Consider the following 19,797-nt stretch of genomic DNA (forward strand, 5'->3'; position numbering starts at 1 on the left):
GCAGGATCAATTGCTTACAGCTTAGCGGGAGCAGATAGATGGCCCGTAAGGACATTTTCAGCAGTGTCATGAACCCGGCGCCGGTCAAGACCGAGCGCAACAATGCCCTGAACTATGTGGTGAGTGGTGCGTCGCGCTCGATAAAGAGCTCCTTCGAGGAACTCGCCAAGGGAAGCGTCGTCGAACTTGATCCCGATCTCGTCGATGGATCGTTCGTTGCCGACCGTATCGACGAGGACGACGAGGCGTTTCAGGAGCTGCTGACCGCGGTGCGGGAGAGGGGGCAGGACTCCCCCATTCTTGTGCGGCCGCACCCAGCGGCCGCCGGGCGCTACCAGGTTGTCTTCGGCCACCGCCGCGTCAAGGTGGCCAAGCATCTCGGCCGGCAAGTCCGCGCCGTCGTGAAGGCGCTCGAGGACCAGGACCATGTGATCGCACAGGGCCAGGAGAATGCGGCGCGTTCGAATCTTTCCTTCATTGAGCGCGCACTGTTTGCAAAGCGGCTGGGCGATCTCGGCTACGATCAATCCATCATCAGGTCCGCATTGGCGATCGATGCGACGACGTTCTCGAAGATGCAGTCCGTCGGCGCGCACATCCCGGAAGATATCATCCTCGCCATCGGTGCCGCGAAGGCGACGGGACGGGATCGGTGGTGGCAGCTTTCGAAGCTATTGGAAATGCCAGGCAATGCGGCGAGGGCGAAGGCTCTGGTAGCGTCCGGTGAACTTGAAGCCGAGACGGGCGACGCGCGCTTTGGGCAACTGTTCGATTTGTTGAGCAGGGCCAACAAGCGTCCCGCGAAGGCCGCTGCTTCGCGCCTGAAGGCCTGGGCGCCCACGGACAAGTCGCTCCGCGTCGATATCACGGACAACGGCAAGGCGTTTACCCTGGCGCTCAAAGCCAAAAACGCTTCGCGCTTCGGATCCTATATTACCGACAGGCTGGAGGAGCTTTACCGTGACTTCCAGCAATCGGAAACGGTCAATAAATCAGGAGATTAACCCGCAAAAGAAAAAAGCCCACCTCAACATCGCTGTCTCGGAAGGCTTCTCTCATATCTCTAGCAGGATCGAGAATCGCATTTCCCCGAATCAGTGTCAAGATATTTTGACGTCGTTCTGGCGAGTGGATTTCTTTTGCCTTTAGAAAGGTAAGAGGCAATGCAGACGGGGAATGCATTCACGACGCCCTTTGGGCGGCGGTCGCTATCGCTTGGCATGTTGGCAACCCAACACCTGGCCCTGGAGATAGATCCGGCAACGTCGATCGACAAATGGAAGCTGTTCAGGAGCCTCTGCGAGGCGAGGGCGCTGGTGGCAATTTCGGACCGCGCTCTGGTGGTATTGAACGCTCTGCTGACGTTCTATCCGCAGGCGGAGCTCAGCGAAGCAAACGGGCTTGTTGTCTTCCCGTCGAACGCGCAGCTGTCGTTGCGGGCGCATGGAATGGCTCCCGCCACATTGCGTCGCCACCTCGCTGCCCTGATCGAAGCGGGGCTCATTTTCCGCAAGGACAGCCCCAACGGCAAACGCTTCGCACGCAAGGCGCGGGGAGGGGAGGGTGGTGAAGCATTCGGCTTCTCGCTGGCTCCCTTGGTGGCGCGGGCCGAGGAACTCGCAGGAATGGCCGAACAGGTGAGAAGCGAACGGCTTCAGCTGAAACTGATGAAGGAGCGCGTAACGCTGCTCCGGCGCGATATCGTCAAACTCATTGAACTCGGCTTCGAGACTTTGCCCGATCTCGACTGGAGCGTGCAGTACAGGCGGTTTCGCAGTGTCATTGACGGGATTCCGCGTCAAGCGACCATCCACGATCTGGAACCCGCTGTGGACGGTCTGGAATGCATCCACATGGAAGTGTCTAACAACCTGGAGAAACAGTTAAATTCTGAGAATATGAGCGCCAAAGAGTCTCAAACTGAGCGCCACAAACAAAATTCAAACACCCAATCCACCTCTGATCTTGAACCTAGCTTTAGAAAAGACCAGGGGGCAAAAGTCGTGGATCAAACGGGAAGCATGACAGAGACAAAGCAGTCGGTATCAGACAAGATGGCCAGAAGCGCGCAGACGCCGGAAACTGCACAGACCGACAGGCCTATCCCGCTTGCATTGGTTCGCCAGGCATGCCCGAGCATTGCCGCCTATGGGCGCGACGGTATTTCAAGCTGGCATGACCTGATGGCCGCGGCCGTGGTCGTGCGCTCGATGCTTGGGGTGAGTCCTTCGGCCTATGAGGAAGCTTGCGATATACTGGGCCAGGAAAATGCGGCGATTGTCGTAGCATGCATCCTCGAAAGGGCAGACCATATCAACTCGGCCGGCGGTTATCTGCGTTCCTTGACGGACAAGGCGGCACGCGAGGAGTTTTCGGTCTGGCCGATGCTCCTTGCTCAGCTGCGGGCCAATGGCAGCCACGTTCAACTGGTGAAAACATGACGAAGGCCGGATTTATGACAGCCAGGCATGGCGAGCGAACATATGGATGCGCCGATGAAGCGGAAGTGAACGTCGTTTTGTCTTCCGCTTCGACAAAAACATTAACCTAAACAGAGGATTAACGGGTGGGCTGCGCTTGGCCTTTCGGGGGGAGCAAAGCCGCGGTTAGTCGTTGCTGCCAACGGCACAGATCGTGGACCGCGTGAGGAACCGCACTTCACGCCCATTGTCGAGCGAGAACATGCCACCCCGTCCCGGAACGACATCGATGATCAGGTCGGTGTGTTTCCAGACATCGTACTGGGAGGCGCTGATATAGACCGGCGCGCCGCCGATCTCGCCAAGCTTGACGTCCTGGTCACCGATGATGAAATCGCCTTGCGTATAGCACATGGGCGAAGAACCGTCGCAGCAGCCGCCGGACTGGTGAAAGAGGATCGGCCCGTATTCCGATTGCAGGGTCGAAATCAATTCGAGTGCAGCAGGGGTGGCGGTGACTTTTTCTTCCATGCGAGCCTCCAAGTGAAATTGATGGCGCCGGCCTTCCAGCGCCATCAATGATCCAACCGGTCAGAAGAAGCCGAGTTTCTTTGGACTGTAGCTCACAAGCATGTTCTTCGTCTGCTGGTAGTGGTCAAGCATCTTCAGATGATTTTCCCGGCCGATGCCGGACTGCTTGTATCCGCCGAACGCGGCATGCGCCGGGTAGGCGTGGTAACAATTGGTCCACACGCGTCCGGCCTGGATGGCGCGGCCAAAGCGATAGCAGGTATTGGCGTCGCGGCTCCAGATCCCGGCGCCGAGACCGTAGAGCGTGTCATTGGCAATCGACAGGGCCTCGTCATTATCCCGGAAGGTGGTCACGGAAACCACTGGACCGAAGATCTCTTCCTGGAAGATGCGCATGCGGTTGTGACCCTTGAACACCGTCGGCTTGACATAGTAGCCGCCGGCAAGATCGCCTGGAAGTTCGTTGCGACCGCCACCGATCAGGACCTCGGCGCCTTCCTGCCTGCCGATGTCCATGTAGGAGAGGATCTTCTCGAGTTGTTCGCTGGAGGCCTGCGCGCCGATCATGGTCGCTGGATCGAGCGGGTCGCCCTGGACGATAGCCTCGACGCGCTTCAACGCACGCTCCATGAACTTGTCATAGATTGCTTCATGAACGAGGGCGCGGCTCGGGCATGTGCAAACCTCGCCCTGATTGAGCGCGAACATGACGAAACCTTCGATCGCCTTGTCGAAGAAATCGTCATCCTCAGCCGTGACATCCTTGAAGAAGATGTTGGGTGATTTGCCGCCGAGTTCGAGTGTGACCGGAATGAGGTTCTGGCTTGCATATTGCATGATCAGCCGGCCAGTCGTCGTCTCGCCGGTAAATGCGATCTTGGCGATGCGCGGGCTGGAGGCGAGGGGCTTGCCTGCCTCAAGGCCGAAGCCGTTGACAATATTAAGGACGCCTGGCGGCAGAAGGTCGCCGACCAATTCAGCGAAAACAAGGATCGATGCGGGGGTCTGTTCAGCAGGCTTCAGCACGACGCAGTTGCCGGCAGCGAGCGCGGGAGCAAGCTTCCAGATCGCCATGAGAAGCGGGAAGTTCCACGGAATGATCTGGCCGACGACGCCGAGCGGTTCGTGGAAATGATAGGCGACCGTGTCGTGGTCGATCTCGGAAATGCCACCCTCCTGCGCGCGGATGGCGCCGGCGAAATAGCGCAGATGGTCGATCGCCAGTGGCAGGTCGGCTGCGGTCGTTTCGCGAATGGGCTTGCCGTTGTCCCAGGTTTCAGCTTCGGCCAGGATGTCGAGGTTGTCTTCCATCACCTGGGCGATCTTGTTGAGGATGACGCTGCGCTCGGCCGCGCTGGTACGACCCCAGGCCTCCTTGGCAGCATGCGCTGCATCGAGTGCTGCTTCGACATCGCTGGCATCGGAGCGGGCGATTTCGCAAATTACCTGGCCGTTCACCGGCGAGGTGTTTTCGAAATATTTGCCGGACCTCGGCTCGACGAATTTACCGCCGATGAAGTTGCCGTATCGCGACTTGAATTTGGGTTTGGCTGTGCGGTTGAACTCTACCTTGTTCATGTGATTTCCTCCCTGACGCGAGCCGGTTTTGACGAACTCGCGCGTTAAATACCGCCTCCTGCGGCAGGGTTGGAGCATCAGTGAGAAAGCCCGGCCTGTCAGCCGGGTGCCAGCAACATGACAGTGCGAGTGTCGCAGATCTGAGACAATTGCCCGCGCTAATTGAGTCCGAGGCGCTTAAGCTTCCGATGCAGCGTGGCGCGGCTCATCCCAAGCATTCCGGCCGCAAGGGAAACATTACCCCCTGCATTGCTTAGGGCGCGGCGGATGACGCTGCGCTCGGCCGAGGCGAAACCGCGTTCGGGATCGATCTCCTGGCCAAGGAGATTGGCGGCCGGCAGGGGACCGCTGAGGCTTTCATCAGTCAAGCCGAAGACGTGGCGTGCGGACCGTGACGCGCCGATGACGAGATCGTCCTGGTCGACGGCAATCAGCGCATTGACGACGCGATCGCCGGCAATATTGTCGCCTGCCATGACGATGCGCGCCTTGGGAAAAGCAAGACGGAAATTCTCGGCCTCGACACGGCGGGCCGCATCGACGACCGCCATGGCAATAAGCTTGACAAAGTCTTCCGTGAGATCGGACCGCGCCGACGAGACATCGATCACGGCCATCAAGCGACCGCGATGGTCGAAGATGGGCGCGACAGTGCAGGAAAGGGCGGTGTTGCGGCTGCGAAAATGCTGGTCGCGGTGGATGGTCAGCGATCGTTGCTCGGCAATGGCGGTTCCAATCCCGTTCGTGCCTTCGCTTTCTTCGCTCCACACGGCTCCCGTCCAAAGCCCGATCTTGTAGAACGTCGTATCGTCACCGGCATAGCCGCGACGATCGACCGGCACGCCCTCCTTGTCGGCGAGGAGAACGCAGCAACCGGCACCGCCGACGGCAGTATAGAGGCGGTCGAGGGTTCCGGATGCCGTGTCGATCAACGAACCGAGCCGTTCGCGCGCCTCCGATAGTTCGCGGTCTGTCAAAACGTTCGGTGGCGTATGTTCCTCCGGGTTGAGCCCATAGAGGCGCATGGACCGTCCCCACGATGCGACAAGTGCTGACTGCGCCGCAGCATCGCCGGCAAGCGCCGTTTGGATGTGTTCCGCGTGCAAGACCTCATGCAGTCTTCCCATGCTCTCCTCCCAGAGTGCTGGCGATCCGCCGATCCATAGCAGCATAGGTCGCGGCGGTCCGCCGTCAAGTCGGCAACAGCTAAAGTGCGAGGCTGGCGTCGCCTCGGTCGATGTCGCGCCGCAGGATGATCGACGTCGTTACATCGTCGACCTGATCCATCGTCGCGACCCTGTCGCGAATTATGTTGAGGTGATTGATCGATGGCACTTCAATTTCGACGATCAGGTCAAGTTGGCCGCTGACTGACGAGACACGCCGAACTTCGGGATAGGCGGCAAGGCGGTCGAGGACGCCGAGCGAGGGCGTGCGAACCAGGCTGATGAGTAGAAAGGCGCAAATCAGCCCTTCGTTCAGTTGGCCGATATCGGCGCGATAGCCGCGAATGACACCTGACTTTTCGAGAAAGAGTATCCTTTCGCTCGTCGCGCTGCGCGAAAGACCGATCTCGCCGGCGAGAGTCTTGATGGGAATTTTGGCATCGCGCGAAAGAATGCTGAGGATCGCGCGGTCCTTGTCATCAAGCTCTTTCATTGCACTTTCATCCTCGCCGACCAAATGCCGGTCAGGGCCGTCAAAACGACGATCAAACCGGCGGATTAACGGATGCCCCATTTTTTGGCCCATGCCAAGCTTGAAGAAAATGGAGCCTGTGCATGATTGATCTGTCTCATCCGGCACCGTCGTTCTCGGACGCGGAAGCCCTCACAATCGCTCGTGAGCACTTCGGTATCGAAGGCCGGATCAGCCCGCTTGCCAGCGAGCGGGACCAGAATTTCAAGATCGATGCGAACGATGGTCATTCCTTCATCCTGAAGATCGTCAACGCCAGCGAGCCGCGTGATCAGAGCGATTTTCAAACGGCATTGCTTGAGCACCTTGAAAAGCACGCCTGCGAACTCGCCGTACCCCGGCTGCGCCGCACCTTGACCGGTCTGGCGCTCGCAAGCGTCGAAGGGCCGAGCGGCGGACTGCATGCCGTTCGCATGGTGTCCTGGCAGATCGGCGAACCACTCGCGACAATGGCGCGAACGCCGGCAACGCTTGGCAATCTCGGCAAAGTTCTCGGCGAGTTGGACCGGGCAATGCAGGGCTTCATCCACACCGGCGCGCTGCGAACTTTCGATTGGGATATTCGGGCGGCGGGGTTGTCGCGGCAGCGAGTGCAATATGTCAACGACGCAGGCGATCGCGCCTTGCTGGAACGCTGGCTCGATCGCTTCGACCGTGATGTCGCCCCGCGCCTGCCTGCCTCGCGCGCTGCCGTCATTCACAATGATGCCAATGACTGGAATGTGCTGGTCGACGCCTCCGACCCCACTCGCATCGCCGGCCTCATCGATTTCGGTGATGCACTGCACAGCGTGCTGATTGCGGAGGTCGCCGTTGCCTGCGCCTACTCCATTCTGGAAGTCGAGGACCCGATCGGAGCTGCCGGGTTGATTGTTGCAGGTTTCAACGCGCAGTACCCGCTTCTGGAGGAGGAAGTCGACCTGCTCTTCGACCTGATTGTAATGCGGCTCGTCATCAGCGTAACCATGTCGGCACAGCGCAGCGACAAGACTGCCGAAAATCCGTATCTGCAAGTGAGCGAGGCACCTGCCTGGAACTTGCTGCGGCGGCTCGACCGGATGAACCCGGGCCTTGCCACCGCAATCCTGCGACAGGCCTGCGGCTACGACGCATTCCCCGGCGCGAAAGCCATCGTCCGTTGGATAGAGGAAAACAACAAGTCGTTCCAGCCGATTCTTGCAACGCATCCGGCGCGGCTCGCCAAGGGCATCGTGCCATATGGCGACCCACAAAACCCGATGACCATGCTTTCGGCTGGAAAGGAGCCCGAGAAGGCGACCGAGTGGTGGGATGCCTATTCTGGCGATCAGAAAATTGCGCTCGGCATCGGTCCCTGGGGGGAAGAGCGCTCGGTCTATACCGGCACTATGTTCGAGTCGCGCTTCATTGCAGGAACACGGCGCACCCGGCACCTCGGCCTCGATCTCTTCATGCCTGCCGGGACGAAGCTCTTTACCCCGATCGACGCCGTCGTCAGAGAAGTAATGATCGAAGAGGACCCCCTCGGTTATGGCTGTCTGGTCAAGCTAGAACACCGGCCGGAAGGCTGTCCGCCATTCGCGACGCTCTGGGGCCACCTCGCGCATGAGGCAGTCGGTCGTTTGCGCCCTGGTGAAAAACTAGCCGCCGGCGACCTGATCGGGGAGATGGGTGGTCCTTCGGAAAATGGCGGTTGGGTGCCTCATCTGCATCTCCAGCTATCGGTCGATGCGCAGCTGGCCGCGATGGAGATCCTGGGTGTCGGCGAGCCGGCATTTCTGCCGGTCTGGGCCGAGCTTTTCCCCAATGCCGCAGCCTTTGCGGGATTGCCGCCGGAGACGTTCGAGCAGTCAGGGCGGAGCCGGAGCGAGATCGTTGCCGAGCGCAAGTCCATCCTTCTGCCCAACCTTTCCATTTCCTATGCCGAGCCGATCAAATTTGTCCGCGGGGAGGGCGCCTGGCTGGTCGATGATCGCGGCAGGGCGTATCTCGACTGCTTCAACAATGTCTGCCATCTCGGCCATGCCCATCCCGATGTCGTAGAGGCATTGCGCAAGCAGGCCGGAATTCTGAATACGAACACGCGCTATCTCCACGACAACATCGTCGATTTCGCCGAGCGACTGACAGCGACCCTTCCCAGTGACTTGTGCGTGGCAACCCTTGCCTGCAGCGGCAGCGAGGCTAACAGCCTGATGTTGCGGATGATGCGCGCCCATACGGGCCGCGAGGAGGCGATCGTGCTCGATTGGGCGTACCACGGCACGACCCAGGAGCTTATCGATCTCAGCCCCTACAAATATAAGCGGAAAGGCGGCAAGGGCCGGAAGTCGCACGTCTATGAAGCGACTATACCTGACACCTACCGCGCGCCTGCCGATTGGCCAGCGGATAAGATCGCGCAGCGGTATGCCGAGAGCGTTGCCGAGCAGATCGCGGCGATGCGCAGGGCCGGCAAGGGACCGGGCGTCTTCCTGGCCGAGTCCATCCCCAGCGTGGCGGGACAGGTCTTTCTGCCCGAAGGCTACCTTAGGGAAGTCTATGCCATGGTGCGCGCCGCCGGCGGAATTTGCGCGGCAGATGAGGTGCAGGTCGGGTTTGGGCGCGTTGGGAGCCACTGGTGGGCTTTCGAGACTCAAGGCGTCGTGCCCGACATCGTCACCATGGGCAAGCCGATCGGAAACGGCCATCCGATGGCAGCCGTGGTGACGACCCGCGAGGTGGCTGCCTCGTTCAACAACGGGATGGAATATTTCAATACGTTCGGTGGCAATCCCGTTTCCTGCGCGGTCGGGCTTGCCGTGCTCGATGTAATCGAGCGTGACGATCTGCGCGGCAACGCGCTCTCGATCGGCAACTATCTGCTGGAGCGTTTCAGGGCGATGCAGGCGCGTTATGAAGTGATCGGCGACGTTCGCGGCCAAGGTCTGTTCCTCGGCATTGAGCTCGTCACCGATCGCAAGACCAAGCAACCGGCAACGGAGCTCGCTCGCAAGATCAATAACGGGGCAAGGGAGCGGGGCGTGTTGATGGGAACCGAAGGACCGCAGGACAACGTGCTGAAACTGCGTCCCCCGATGATTTTCAACCGCGCCAATGCGGATCTGCTGATCGAGGTCATGGAGGAGACCTTCGCAGCAGTCATGGCCGAGGCATAACAGGCGCAAGGCCCGGCACAGTCTCCAGCAGGCGACGCCGGTAAAATCTCTAACATCGAAACCATTGGGTCTTCGGACATGTGTCCGGCGGCACGGACAGGCTTTGCCTGCCAAAACGAGGGAGAACACAATGAAACTGACATCCGTTATTGCACTGCTGCTGGCATCGGCAGCGTTCGCGGCATCGCCAGCGTCGGCAGATACGCTCGCAACGATCAAGGAGCGTGGCAAGCTCAATTGCGGCGTGAGCGAAGGGGTGCTCGGCTTTTCCAACGCCGACGACAAAGGCGTCTGGACGGGCTTCGACGTTGATTTCTGCAAGGCCGTGGCGTCAGCCGTCCTCGGCGATCCTACCAAGGTGACCTATGTTCCGCTTTCGACGAAGGCGCGATTTGCGGCGCTTCAATCAGGTGAAGTCGATCTCCTGTCGCGCCAGACAACGTGGACGCAGTCGCGCGATACTGGCATGGGCATGCGCTTCGTCGGGACGATCTATTATGACGGCCAAGGCTTCATGGTGAAGAAGTCCGTCGGCGTAAAGAGCGCAAAGGAACTCTCCGGCGCGACGCTATGCACCGAAACCGGCACAACCACCGAAATGAACGCCGCAGATTTCTTCAAGGCGAACAACATCAAGTACGACATCATCTCGTTCGAAAAAGCCGATCAGACGATTGCTGCATTCAATACGGATCGCTGCGACGTCTATACGACAGACGCCTCCGCGCTCTATGCGCAGCGTCTTGTCCTGACCGATCCGGATTCATCGCTGGTATTGCCGGAGATCATCTCCAAGGAACCGTTGGGACCGGCCGTCCGCCAGGGCGACGACCGTTGGTTCGGCATAGTCCGGTGGACCTTGTTTGCCCTGATCAACGCGGAGGAACTCGGCGTCACCAAGGATAACATCGCGGCGCAGTTGGAATCCGACAATCCCGAAGTTCGCGGGTTCCTTGGTGCGGAAGGCAATACCGGGGAATCCATGGGTCTCGACCAGAAGTGGGTTTACAACATCGTCGCTGCGACCGGTAATTACGGCGAGATGTTCGAGCGCAGTCTCGGCAAGGGTAGCCCGCTCAAGATTGATCGCGGCATCAACGCCCTGTGGAACGCCGGCGGCCTGATGTACGCTCCGCCGATCCGCTAACAACGGAAATCCCCTTCGTTCATTGGAGGGGGTTTCATGCATCCTGTTTCTGAAGAATATGGAACCAGACCAATGCGTTGATCATTGGTCTGGTTGAAGGCATCGCCTTCTGAGCGTCATACTGGGCGCGTACCCTCCCGACCGTATCCGAGAAACAGGAATAGAGACATGGCTATCCGAACACTCGTCTGGGGCGAAAACGTTCATGAACAGACGAATAAGACCGTTGCCGGGATTTACCCCGAAGGCATGCACACACAGATAGCAAAACTTCTTGCCGCGGACGAAGAGATTTCCGTCAAGACAACGACCTTGCAAGAGCCTGAGCATGGTCTGACCGAAAGGGCGCTCGGTGAAACCGACGTGCTGGTTTGGTGGGGGCACCAAGCCCATGGCGATGTCGGCGATGAGATCGTTGAACGGGTGGCAAAACGCGTATGGGAGGGCATGGGGCTGATCGTTCTCCACTCCGGCCATTTCTCGAAAATTTTCAAGCGGCTGATGGGTTCGCCTTGTGCCCTCAATTGGCGCGAGGCCGGCGAGCGTGAGCGGCTCTGGGTTGTCAATCCGGGTCATCCCATTGCGCGGGGGCTTCCTGCCTATTTCGAGATCGAGAACGAGGAAATGTATGGCGAACCGTTTTCCGTGCCCGAACCGCTCGAGACGGTGTTCGTATCGTGGTTCCAGGGCGGCGAGGTCTTTCGTTCGGGTCTGACCTATCGCAGGGGCGCGGGCAATGTGTTCTATTTCCGGCCGGGTCATGAGACTTATCCGACCTATTACCACGAGACGGTTGGCCTCGTTCTGCGTAACGCCGTGAACTGGGCCTATAATCCTGAGCGGTATCCCACTATAACAACCGCGCCGAATGTGCCGGTCGAGAAGGCGCTCGAGCCGATCGAGGCGCGGGGCGGCAGCGTTCACGCCGAAGGCCAGGAAGGCTTTCGCTGATATCGCTGGATTGGCATCAGGAGCAGGCGGGTCGATGCGTCTTTTGATCTTGGGTACCGGCCAGATGGCTAACGCACATGCGCGCAGTTTCGCCGAGATCGAGACGGTGACGCTTGCAGGCGCCGTGGATGTCGATCCCGCCCGCGCCGAGGCGTTTCGCGCGAAATACGGTATCGAGAAGGCGTTCACCTCGCTGGCAGACGCACTTGCCTGGGGAGACTTCGATGCAGTCGCCAATGTTACGCCTGACAGCGCGCATTATTCGACGACCCTGCAATGCCTCGCCGCCGGCAAGCACGTCTTCTGCGAAAAGCCGCTGGCCACGAATTCGGTAGATGCGATGGAGATGGCCGAGAAGGCCGAATCCGCCAATCTCGTGGGCATGGTCAACCTGACCTATCGCAACGTTGCCCAGCTGCAGGCGGCGCGCAAGCTGGTCACGAGCGGCCGGATCGGGACGGTCAAGCATGTCGAGGCGTCATATCTGCAAAGCTGGCTGGTCTCAAGGCAATGGGGCGACTGGCGCACGGAAAGCCAATGGCTATGGCGCCTCTCTAAGAACCATGGCTCCAACGGCACCCTGGGGGACGTCGGTGTCCACATCCTTGATTTCGTTGTTTATGCAACGGACACCGAAATCGACGAAGTGTTTTGCCGGCTAAAAGCATTCGACAAAGCCGAGGGCAATCGTATCGGCGAATATGAACTCGATGCCAATGACAGCTTCACCATGAGCGTGAGCTTCAAGAACGGCGCCCTCGGCGTGGTGCATTCCAGCCGCTGGGCGACAGGTCATGTGAATGAACTGCGGCTGCGCGTTTATGGCGACAAGGGATCGCTCGAAGTGCTTCATCGCCACGACGGTTCCAGGCTTCTTGTTTGCCTTGACGCCGATATCGAGACTGCAACGTGGAGGGAGATCAATGTCGATCCGGTACAGACGAACTATCAGCGCTTCGTCGAGGCCGTAGCCATTGGCCTGAGCCTCGAGCCGTCTTTTCGCCACGCCGCCAGGCTGCAGATGGCGATTGACCTTGCAAACGTCACCGAGAGTGACCGCCGCGAGCACCGCCTCTCGACCTGAATCGCTATCCGGCGAACTTGTCCGTCGATGTTTCGTAGAGGACATTACCGAATTCGGCATCGACGCCGACGAGACTGACGTCATAGCCCCACAGGCGACGAACATGGCGCAAGGTTGCGTCCCGGGTGCTTTCGCTAAGCACAATGCCGTCGCGAGCCGTATGCTGCAGCCGCAGGTGGCGATTGCCCAGCAGATCGACATCGACGACCTGGATGTTGGGCTGGTTCATGCCGATGTCATAGCTGCGGGCGAGGGAGCTGCGAATTTTCTCATAGCCTCGTTCGTTATGGATAGACGCGACCTGGTAGTGCTTTTCCTTCGATTCATCATCGAGAGCGAACAGCCGCATCTTGCGGATGAGCGCAGGGCTCAAATATTGCAGCAGGAATGATTCATCCCGGTGATTGGCCCAAGCATCGAGCAAGGTGCCGCGCCAGTCGCCATTGCCGGCAAATTCAGGGAACCAGTCGCGGTCCTCGGCCGTCGGTTTGGTACAGATGCGCTCGATATCCTGCATCATGGCGAAACCGAGCGCATAAGGGTTGAGTCCCGAAAAACGCGGATCGTCGAACCCTGGCTGGAACACCACATTGGAATGGCTGTGAAGCATTTCCAGAAGGTGGCCCTCGCTTATTTTTCCCCGGTCAAAGAGCATGTTCATGATCGTGTAGTGGACAAACGTTGCGCAGCCCTCATTCATCACTTTGGTCTGCCGCTGCGGATAGAAATACTGGGCGACGACACGGACGATGCGCAGGATCTCGCGCTCCCATGGCTCGAGGATCAGGCTGTTCTTCTCGAGAAAATAGAGAAGGTTCTCTTCCGGCAGGTTGAGGGCTTTCTTGCGCTCCTGCGCCTCCATCTCGGCCTCGGTCGTGTCCTCGCTTTGCCGTGCCTGCGGCAAGGTTCGCCAAAGATCGCTGAAAATCTTTTCCTCATACTCCAAGCGCTCGCGAACGCGGGCCTGTTCCTTGGCCGAGGAAATGCGGGGCGGACGGCGGTAGCGGAAAACCGCCTGATCCATCAGGGTATGCGCTGCATCGAGGATGGATTCGACGGCCGCAAAACCATATCGTTCCTCGCAACGCGAAACATAGCCCTTGGCGAACTCCATATAGTCGAGGATGGCGCTGGCATCGGTCCATTGCCTGAAGAGGTAGTTGTTCTTGAAGAAATGGTTGTGGCCGAAGGAGGCATGGGCGATGACCAATGCCTGCAGGGCCATCGTGTTTTCTTCCATCAGATAGGCGATGCATGGATTGGAATTGATGACGATCTCATAGGCGAGGCCGCGCCTGCCCTTGCGGTAGAGATATTCCTCGTAGACGAAATGCTTGCCGAAAGACCAATGCTGGTAGATGAGCGGCATGCCATTGGACGAATAGGCATCCAGCATCTGTTCGGAGGAAATGATTTCGAGCTGATTGGGATAGCAGTCGAGCCCGAGATCATCGAGGGCGACCTCCTTGATCGCGTCATAGGTCCGGGACAGAGTATCGAAGGTCCAGTCGGACCCGGTGAACAGAAGGTCGGAAGCGCCCGCACTCTTACTCATCTAGACCCCGCTCAGCCGTTCTTGGCGGAAGATGGTTGCTTGGCGAAGAGCTGGCGGAACACCGGGTAGATGTCGCCTGGCTTGGCTATTCGCGTCATCTGGAAGTTTCGCCAATTTTCCCCGACCTGTCGATAGGAACGCCACAGCGAGGTACCATTGTCGGTCGAGCGGAATATGGCGCTCTCGCGTTCGTCCAGAATCTCGACATAGGCATAATACTGGCAAAGCTTCATGATCTCCTTGTTCAACAGATTGACGCAATGCTCGGAATCGCCCGCGAGGTTGTCGCCGTCCGAAGCCTGGGCGGCATATATGTTCCAATCCTGGCTCGGATAGCGCTCAAGGATAATGCGCTGCATTTCCTCCAGCGCGGTCGATACGACCGTGCCGCCGCTTTGGGTGCTGCGAAAGAACGTCTCTTCATCGACTTCGTGCGCCTGATGCGTATGGCGGATGAAAACGATGTCGATGCGCTCGTAACGCCGTTTCAAAAACAGGTGGAGAAGTACGAAGAAGCGCTTCGCAAGATCCTTCTCGCGCTCGCCCATGGATCCTGAAACATCCATGAGGCAGAACATCACGGCGCTTGCATTCGGCAAGGGCAGCGGCTCGAAGCGATTGAAACGAATATCGACAGGGTCGATATAACCAACCACTTTGCGGCGGCGCTCAAGACGTTCCAGGTCGCTGCGCATTTTCGCAAGGCGCTCGAAGGAAGCGCTGCCGGGCTTCGGGTGCTTTGCTTCGAGTTCCTCGATTTCTTTGGCGATTGCTTCGACCTGGGCAAGCTTGGGGCGCTGCAGTGCGATGCGGCGGCCAAAACTGTTCCGCATAGTTCGCCCGACATTGATGTTGGTCGGGGCGCCGGCAATGGTAAAACCAGCACGGCGCGAGCGAAAGGTAACGGCCTCCTTGAGACTGGACTTGATCATGTCCGGAAGTTCGAGGTCTTCGAAGAAAAGATCGAGCACCTCCTCGCGCGACAGCACGAACTGGAAATCATCCTCCATGTCGCCTTCGGATGCAGCACCCTTGCCTGCACCCGTGCCGCCGCCCTGACCGGGTTTGGCGAGGCGGTCACCGGCGGTAAATTCCTTGTTGCCGGGCAGTACGTGTTCGCGCCTGCCGCTGCTTCGATCCGCCTGAAAGCTGGGCTCGCTGGTGCCGTCCAGTGGAAAGGGAACGCTGTGGCCCGCATCCACATCGACGATCTTGCCCGACTTTATCTTTTCATGGACGACGCGCTTCAGCTCTCCGCGCGCGCGGCGCAGAAAGCGTTGGCGATTGCTCAGGCTCTTGTCCTTGGGGTTAAGGCGGCGATCGATGAAGCTCGGCATGCAAGCACCTTTCTTCGGCGATCACCCCGCCTTGTTCACGCGCATGTACCAATCCACCAGTCGACGAACCTGCCGTTCCGTATAACCCCGCTCGACCATGCGCTGGACAAACTCCGTATGCTGCTTCTCGGTGGCGCCATCCTTCTTCGAACCGAAGCTGATGACCGGCAGCAGATCCTCGACCTGGCCAAACATGCGCTTCTCGATGACTTCGCGCAACTTTTCGTAGCTGGTCCAGGACGGGTTGCGGCCATTATTTTTGGCCTTGGCGCGCAGGGTGAACTTTACGACCTCGTTGCGGAAGTCCTTGGGATTGGCAATGCCGGCCGGCTTTTCGATTTGCGACAACTCACCGTCGAGAATGCCTCGATTGAGAATCTGGCCAGTATCGGGGTCCTTGTAGTCCTGGTCCTCGATCCATGCATCGGCATAGGCGATATAACGGTCGAAGAGGTTCTGGCCGTATTCGCTATAGGATTCGAGATAGGCCTTCTGTATCTCGTGGCCGATGAACTCCGCATAACGGGATGCCAGTTCGGATTTGATGAAATCGAGGTAGCTGGATTCGATCTCCTGCGGGAACTGCTCGCGCTTGACCGATTGTTCGAGCACATACATCAAGTGGACGGGGTCAGCCGCAACCTGCTTGGTGTCGTAATTGAACGTTTCCGAGAGAACCTTGAAGGCAAAGCGCGTGCTGATGCCATTCATGCCTTCATCGACCCCTGCGGCATCGCGGTACTCTTGCACCGATTTCGCCTTCGGATCGGATTCACGCAGGTTCTCGCCGTCATAGACGCGCATCTTCGTGTAGAGCGGCGAATTTTCGTGCTCTGCAAGCCGGGTCGAAACCGTAAAGCGGCTGAGAATTTCCAGCACTTCCGGTGCGCAGGGATTGTTGACGAGTTCGCTCTCACGCAGCAGCTTTTCGTAGATCTGCTTTTCTTCCGTCACCCGCACGCAATAGGGCACCTTCACGACAGACATGCGGTCGAGGAAGGCCTCGTTGTTCTTGTTGTTCTTGAACTGGAGCCATTCGGATTCGTTCGAGTGGGCAAGAATGATCCCCTGGAACGGGAAGGCGCCGAAGTTCTCGGTGCCGTTGTAATTGCCTTCCTGTGTCGCCGTCAGCAACGGGTGCAGGACCTTGATCGGCGCCTTGAACATTTCGACGAATTCAAGCATTCCCTGCGTGGTCCGGTTAAGGCCGCCGCTATAGGAATAAGCGTCGGGGTCGGCCTGGCTGAAATTCTCGAGCTGGCGGATATCGACCTTGCCGACGAGCGAGGAAACGTCCTGGTTGTTCTCGTCGCCAGGTTCGGTCTTGGCGATGCCAATCTGGCGCAGCCGCGATGGAGCAAGCTTGACGACACTGAACTTGGAGATGTCACCGGCAAATTCGTCGAGCCGTTTCGCTGCCCAAGGGGAGATCAGGCCGTTGAGGCGTCTGCGGGCAATGCCGTATTTGTCTTCGAGGAGGCCAGCCATGCGATCAGGCTGGAACAGGCCGAGCGGCGATTCGAAGATGGGGCTTATCTGGTTGCCCGCCTTGAGGGTGTAGATGGGCCGGCGCTCCATCAATTGCTTCAGCCGTTCCGCAAGTGAAGACTTACCACCGCCAACCGGCCCGAGCAGATAAAGTATCTGCTTACGCTCTTCCAGACCCTGAGCGGCATAGCGGAAATAACCGACAATGCGTTCGATCGTGTCTTCCATGCCGTAGAAATCGGCAAAGGCCGGATAGATCTTGATCGTGCGATTGAGATAGATGCGGCCGAGGCGTTCGTCGGTACTGGTATCGACCAGGGTCGGTTCGCCGATGGCATCGACCATGCGTTCGGAAGCGGTGGCAAACATCTTGGGATCGTTGCGGCAGGCCAGCAGATACTCTTGCAGGCTCATCTCTTCCTGCTTTTCGCTGCTGTAGATCTCTGAGAAGAGACTGAATACGTCAGATGCCTGCGTTGTCATTTCCAACCTCCAGCCGCATGCAAGTTCGACGGAACTTGAGCTGAAGGGGCCGCCCCTCCGCTCAGAGGATTGCATGCCGTATCGTTACACTGTCAGGTGAGTCGCTCCACTGTGCAAGACACTAATTGTTGTTATCTTGTGTAGATGCAATTTAGGCACATAGTTGTGTCTGCAATGAGGTGAGGATCACCTTTCGTCGTCTGTCCTTCACCAAAGATGTAAGTAGTCTCTCTGGCAAATTGTATAGGTAACGACAAAGAATCTGCGTCAATATGTCAGAAAAGTGGAGCAACGGCGGTCAAGCTGTGCCGAGGGTACCATAAGCCACGGAATATGACGGCGGGAGAACTCCTTCGCTTTTCTGCACGCGCAACATAGTTATGCTGCTTCGTTGCGGTTCATTGCTCCTTGAACGCGATCTGTTATGTTTTTAACAGTTGTCACAATGGTTGAGGGGACGAAACGCAATGGTAAGCCGCAAGGCACGGCGAATTGCAGACCTTTCGGGAGCGCTCCGGGCGCGGCGGGTATTGCGTCTCAAGGATGCAGCCCTGCTGCTCAACGTTTCCGAAATGACCGTCCGCCGCGACGTTGCTGAAAATCCCGACCAGTTCGGCTACCTTGGCGGCCATATCGTTCCGGCTGGCGATTTCTGGAACGACAGTCCTTACGATTTGTCGCAGGCGGTGGACACCCATGCCGCCGCCAAGGTGAGGGCCTGCGCGCATGCCGCCAGATATATTCGCCCCGACGATACGATCTTCATCGATTGCGGCACGACGCTGCTCAGCCTCATCGACCATGTTCCCGCCGACTACCGGATCACTGCCATCTGTTATGCGCTTAATGTCGCCGAGCGGCTGACGCGGCGCCCGAACATCAGCCTGGTGATGCTTGGCGGGCTTTATTACGCTTCGTCCGCTTCGTTTTCCGGCGATTCCGGCCTTGAAACCCTCTCCAAGCTTGGCATCAATACTGCGTTCATTTCGGCTGCCGGACTGGATATGAGCCGAGGCGCGTCTTGCGCGCACTTTCATGAAGCACCGGTCAAGCAAAGAGCGATCGAGTTTGCTGAAATGAGCCTGCTTGTCGCCGACAGCAGCAAAATGGGCAAGGTCAAGCCCGTTCTGTTTGCGCCCGTTGCGGCCTTCCAGGCGATCATCACCGAGGAAGGCGAGATCGACGTGCCTAAAGCCCCTTGACGCGATGGCCATTTTGATGGAAAAATAACAAAAACTGATACTATTCTAACAATGATGGCGAAGGCCGGTGCGAATGTTCTGGTCTGTCGGCGCCAAGCGCCTATGCTAGACTTGCATTCGCTGGAGGAAGTTTTCTCGTGGAAAAAGCCCGGATTATCACTGCATCAGGCGATGGCGGGGTTGTGACAGCCGGTTCCTCGCCAACGAGGCTGGTGGACCACGCCAGGACGAATGGCTGGCCGCGCAATCCTGGCATGGAACTCGACCTTTCCTGGGTGCTTGACGCGCGGGTTAACCTTTCCGCCGTCGAGCGCCGTGTCGCAAGCCTTCCCGGCAGGCGTACGGTCAAGAAGGACGCCCAGGCAGCGTGGCTGTTGAAGGCGGTCACCTGTATCGATCTGACGACACTCAACGGCGACGACACGGCCGAACGGGTCAAACGCCTGTGCGCCAAGGCGATGCACCCGGTGCGGCAGGATATTCTCGACGCTTTGGGCATGGGCAAGCGGTCGATCACCACCGGAGCCATCTGCGTCTACCATCGCTTCGTAGCGACGGCGGTGGAAGCCCTCGGCGATTCCGGCATTCCCGTCGCCGCGGTCTCGACCGGCTTTCCGGCGGGGCTTAGTCCGCACCACCTCAAGGTGAAGGAGATCGAAGCGTCGGTTGCCGACGGTGCAAAAGAGATCGATATCGTCATCACCCGCGAACATGTGCTGACTGGCAACTGGACCGCACTCTATGCGGAGATGCAGGACTATCGCAGGGCCTGCGGCGATGCGCACGTAAAGGCGATCCTCGCCACCGGCGACCTCAAGACCTTGCGCAATGTGGCGCGTGCCTCGCTCGTCTGCATGATGGCCGGTGCCGATTTCATCAAGACATCGACCGGCAAGGAAGGCGTGAACGCAACGCTGGCTGTTACGCTGGTGATGCTGCGCATGATCCGCGCCTATGAGGAGCGCACGGGGTTCAAAATAGGCTACAAGCCGGCTGGCGGCATTTCTGCGGCAAAGGACGTGCTGAACTATCAGTTCCTCATGAAGGAAGAACTTGGCCGGGAGTGGCTCGAGCCCGATCTCTTCCGCATCGGTGCATCGAGCCTTCTTGCCGACATCGAGCGGCAATTGGAACATCACGTTACGGGCGCATATTCCGCGCTCAACAGACATCCGATCGGATAATG

The 19,797-nt window shown here is 58.6% G+C and carries 15 protein-coding genes; 8 read left to right on the plus strand and 7 right to left on the minus strand.

From position 1 onward, the window contains the following. The first annotated feature begins 38 nt into the window (after window positions 1-38). Window positions 39-1,004: a plasmid partitioning protein RepB gene (gene repB / locus BM074_RS19990; RefSeq protein ID WP_091924602.1), complete on the plus strand. Its 966-nt coding sequence runs from the start codon at window positions 39-41 to the stop codon at window positions 1,002-1,004. A gap of 159 nt (window positions 1,005-1,163) precedes the next feature. Next, window positions 1,164-2,441, plus strand: a complete 1,278-nt coding sequence (gene repC / locus BM074_RS19995) for a plasmid replication protein RepC (RefSeq protein WP_091924604.1) — start codon at window positions 1,164-1,166, stop codon at window positions 2,439-2,441. Window positions 2,442-2,606: 165 nt separating this feature from the next. On the opposite strand, the gene BM074_RS20000 is transcribed toward repC, so the two are convergent. The 4 genes from BM074_RS20000 to BM074_RS20015 form a co-directional block, all read right to left on the minus strand. Then, complete coding sequence (locus BM074_RS20000; protein WP_091924607.1) at window positions 2,607-2,951, minus strand: DUF779 domain-containing protein; 345 nt, start codon at window positions 2,949-2,951, stop codon at window positions 2,607-2,609. A gap of 60 nt (window positions 2,952-3,011) precedes the next feature. Further along, window positions 3,012-4,529, minus strand: coding sequence for an aldehyde dehydrogenase (gene adh / locus BM074_RS20005; RefSeq protein WP_091924609.1), 1,518 nt, complete (start codon window positions 4,527-4,529; stop codon window positions 3,012-3,014). A gap of 158 nt (window positions 4,530-4,687) precedes the next feature. Continuing rightward, window positions 4,688-5,656 carry a GAF domain-containing protein gene (locus tag BM074_RS20010; protein ID WP_027232946.1) on the minus strand — a complete coding sequence of 323 codons (969 nt, stop codon included), beginning with the start codon at window positions 5,654-5,656 and terminating at the stop codon, window positions 4,688-4,690. 79 nt (window positions 5,657-5,735) lie between these two features. Continuing rightward, window positions 5,736-6,188 carry an Lrp/AsnC family transcriptional regulator gene (locus BM074_RS20015; RefSeq protein ID WP_027232945.1) on the minus strand — a complete coding sequence of 151 codons (453 nt, stop codon included), beginning with the start codon at window positions 6,186-6,188 and terminating at the stop codon, window positions 5,736-5,738. Window positions 6,189-6,310: 122 nt separating this feature from the next. Here BM074_RS20015 and BM074_RS20020 point away from each other — a divergent pair, with 122 nt between their 5' ends. The 4 genes from BM074_RS20020 (at window position 6,311) to BM074_RS20035 (ending at window position 12,546) form a co-directional block, all read left to right on the plus strand. Further along, entirely contained in the window at window positions 6,311-9,364 is a 3,054-nt protein-coding gene (locus tag BM074_RS20020) for an aminotransferase class III-fold pyridoxal phosphate-dependent enzyme (protein WP_091924612.1), read from the plus strand. Between the two features lie 130 nt (window positions 9,365-9,494). Beyond that, window positions 9,495-10,511, plus strand: coding sequence for an amino acid ABC transporter substrate-binding protein (locus tag BM074_RS20025; RefSeq protein WP_091924614.1), 1,017 nt, complete (start codon window positions 9,495-9,497; stop codon window positions 10,509-10,511). Between the two features lie 168 nt (window positions 10,512-10,679). Next, window positions 10,680-11,462 (plus strand): ThuA domain-containing protein, encoded by a 783-nt coding sequence (locus BM074_RS20030; protein WP_027232942.1) that lies wholly within the window; start codon window positions 10,680-10,682, stop codon window positions 11,460-11,462. 34 nt (window positions 11,463-11,496) lie between these two features. Then, window positions 11,497-12,546, plus strand: a complete 1,050-nt coding sequence (locus tag BM074_RS20035) for a Gfo/Idh/MocA family protein (protein ID WP_091924618.1) — start codon at window positions 11,497-11,499, stop codon at window positions 12,544-12,546. A 4-nt stretch (window positions 12,547-12,550) separates the two neighbouring features. Here BM074_RS20035 and BM074_RS20040 read toward each other — a convergent pair whose 3' ends face one another. From BM074_RS20040 to BM074_RS20050, 3 genes are read right to left on the minus strand one after another with little or no spacing between them, the layout of a single operon-like run. After that, on the minus strand, window positions 12,551-14,101 hold the full coding sequence (locus BM074_RS20040; RefSeq protein WP_091924621.1) for a SpoVR family protein: 1,551 nt from the start codon (window positions 14,099-14,101) through the stop codon (window positions 12,551-12,553). Between the two features lie 11 nt (window positions 14,102-14,112). Continuing rightward, the gene (locus BM074_RS20045; protein ID WP_091924624.1) at window positions 14,113-15,438 is read right to left on the minus strand and encodes a YeaH/YhbH family protein; all 1,326 of its coding nucleotides are present in this window, start codon (window positions 15,436-15,438) and stop codon (window positions 14,113-14,115) included. A 21-nt stretch (window positions 15,439-15,459) separates the two neighbouring features. Continuing rightward, the gene (locus BM074_RS20050; RefSeq protein WP_027232938.1) at window positions 15,460-17,409 is read right to left on the minus strand and encodes a PrkA family serine protein kinase; all 1,950 of its coding nucleotides are present in this window, start codon (window positions 17,407-17,409) and stop codon (window positions 15,460-15,462) included. A gap of 467 nt (window positions 17,410-17,876) precedes the next feature. Between BM074_RS20050 and BM074_RS20055 the strand changes: the two genes are divergently transcribed. Both BM074_RS20055 and deoC read left to right on the plus strand, forming a co-directional pair. Continuing rightward, window positions 17,877-18,611 carry a DeoR/GlpR family DNA-binding transcription regulator gene (locus tag BM074_RS20055; RefSeq protein WP_091924627.1) on the plus strand — a complete coding sequence of 245 codons (735 nt, stop codon included), beginning with the start codon at window positions 17,877-17,879 and terminating at the stop codon, window positions 18,609-18,611. Window positions 18,612-18,865: 254 nt separating this feature from the next. Next, on the plus strand, window positions 18,866-19,795 hold the full coding sequence (gene deoC / locus BM074_RS20060) for a deoxyribose-phosphate aldolase (protein WP_228017049.1): 930 nt from the start codon (window positions 18,866-18,868) through the stop codon (window positions 19,793-19,795). Window positions 19,796-19,797 lie beyond the last annotated feature (2 nt).

This window comes from Phyllobacterium sp. CL33Tsu, from assembly GCF_900113985.1.
GTDB lineage: Bacteria > Pseudomonadota > Alphaproteobacteria > Rhizobiales > Rhizobiaceae > Phyllobacterium > Phyllobacterium pellucidum.

Coding starts and splice junctions, on each gene's coding strand:
- BM074_RS20030 (WP_027232942.1), top strand. CDS start 10,680: ATGGCTATCCGAACACTCGTCTGGGGCGAAAACGTTCATGAACAGACG.
- BM074_RS20035 (WP_091924618.1), top strand. CDS start 11,497: ATGCGTCTTTTGATCTTGGGTACCGGCCAGATGGCTAACGCACATGCG.
- adh (WP_091924609.1), bottom strand. CDS start 4,529: ATGAACAAGGTAGAGTTCAACCGCACAGCCAAACCCAAATTCAAGTCG.
- BM074_RS20020 (WP_091924612.1), top strand. CDS start 6,311: ATGATTGATCTGTCTCATCCGGCACCGTCGTTCTCGGACGCGGAAGCC.
- BM074_RS20050 (WP_027232938.1), bottom strand. CDS start 17,409: ATGACAACGCAGGCATCTGACGTATTCAGTCTCTTCTCAGAGATCTAC.
- deoC (WP_228017049.1), top strand. CDS start 18,866: ATGGAACTCGACCTTTCCTGGGTGCTTGACGCGCGGGTTAACCTTTCC.
- repB (WP_091924602.1), top strand. CDS start 39: ATGGCCCGTAAGGACATTTTCAGCAGTGTCATGAACCCGGCGCCGGTC.
- BM074_RS20025 (WP_091924614.1), top strand. CDS start 9,495: ATGAAACTGACATCCGTTATTGCACTGCTGCTGGCATCGGCAGCGTTC.
- BM074_RS20055 (WP_091924627.1), top strand. CDS start 17,877: ATGGTAAGCCGCAAGGCACGGCGAATTGCAGACCTTTCGGGAGCGCTC.
- BM074_RS20000 (WP_091924607.1), bottom strand. CDS start 2,951: ATGGAAGAAAAAGTCACCGCCACCCCTGCTGCACTCGAATTGATTTCG.
- BM074_RS20015 (WP_027232945.1), bottom strand. CDS start 6,188: ATGAAAGAGCTTGATGACAAGGACCGCGCGATCCTCAGCATTCTTTCG.
- BM074_RS20040 (WP_091924621.1), bottom strand. CDS start 14,101: ATGAGTAAGAGTGCGGGCGCTTCCGACCTTCTGTTCACCGGGTCCGAC.
- BM074_RS20045 (WP_091924624.1), bottom strand. CDS start 15,438: ATGCCGAGCTTCATCGATCGCCGCCTTAACCCCAAGGACAAGAGCCTG.
- BM074_RS20010 (WP_027232946.1), bottom strand. CDS start 5,656: ATGGGAAGACTGCATGAGGTCTTGCACGCGGAACACATCCAAACGGCG.
- repC (WP_091924604.1), top strand. CDS start 1,164: ATGCAGACGGGGAATGCATTCACGACGCCCTTTGGGCGGCGGTCGCTA.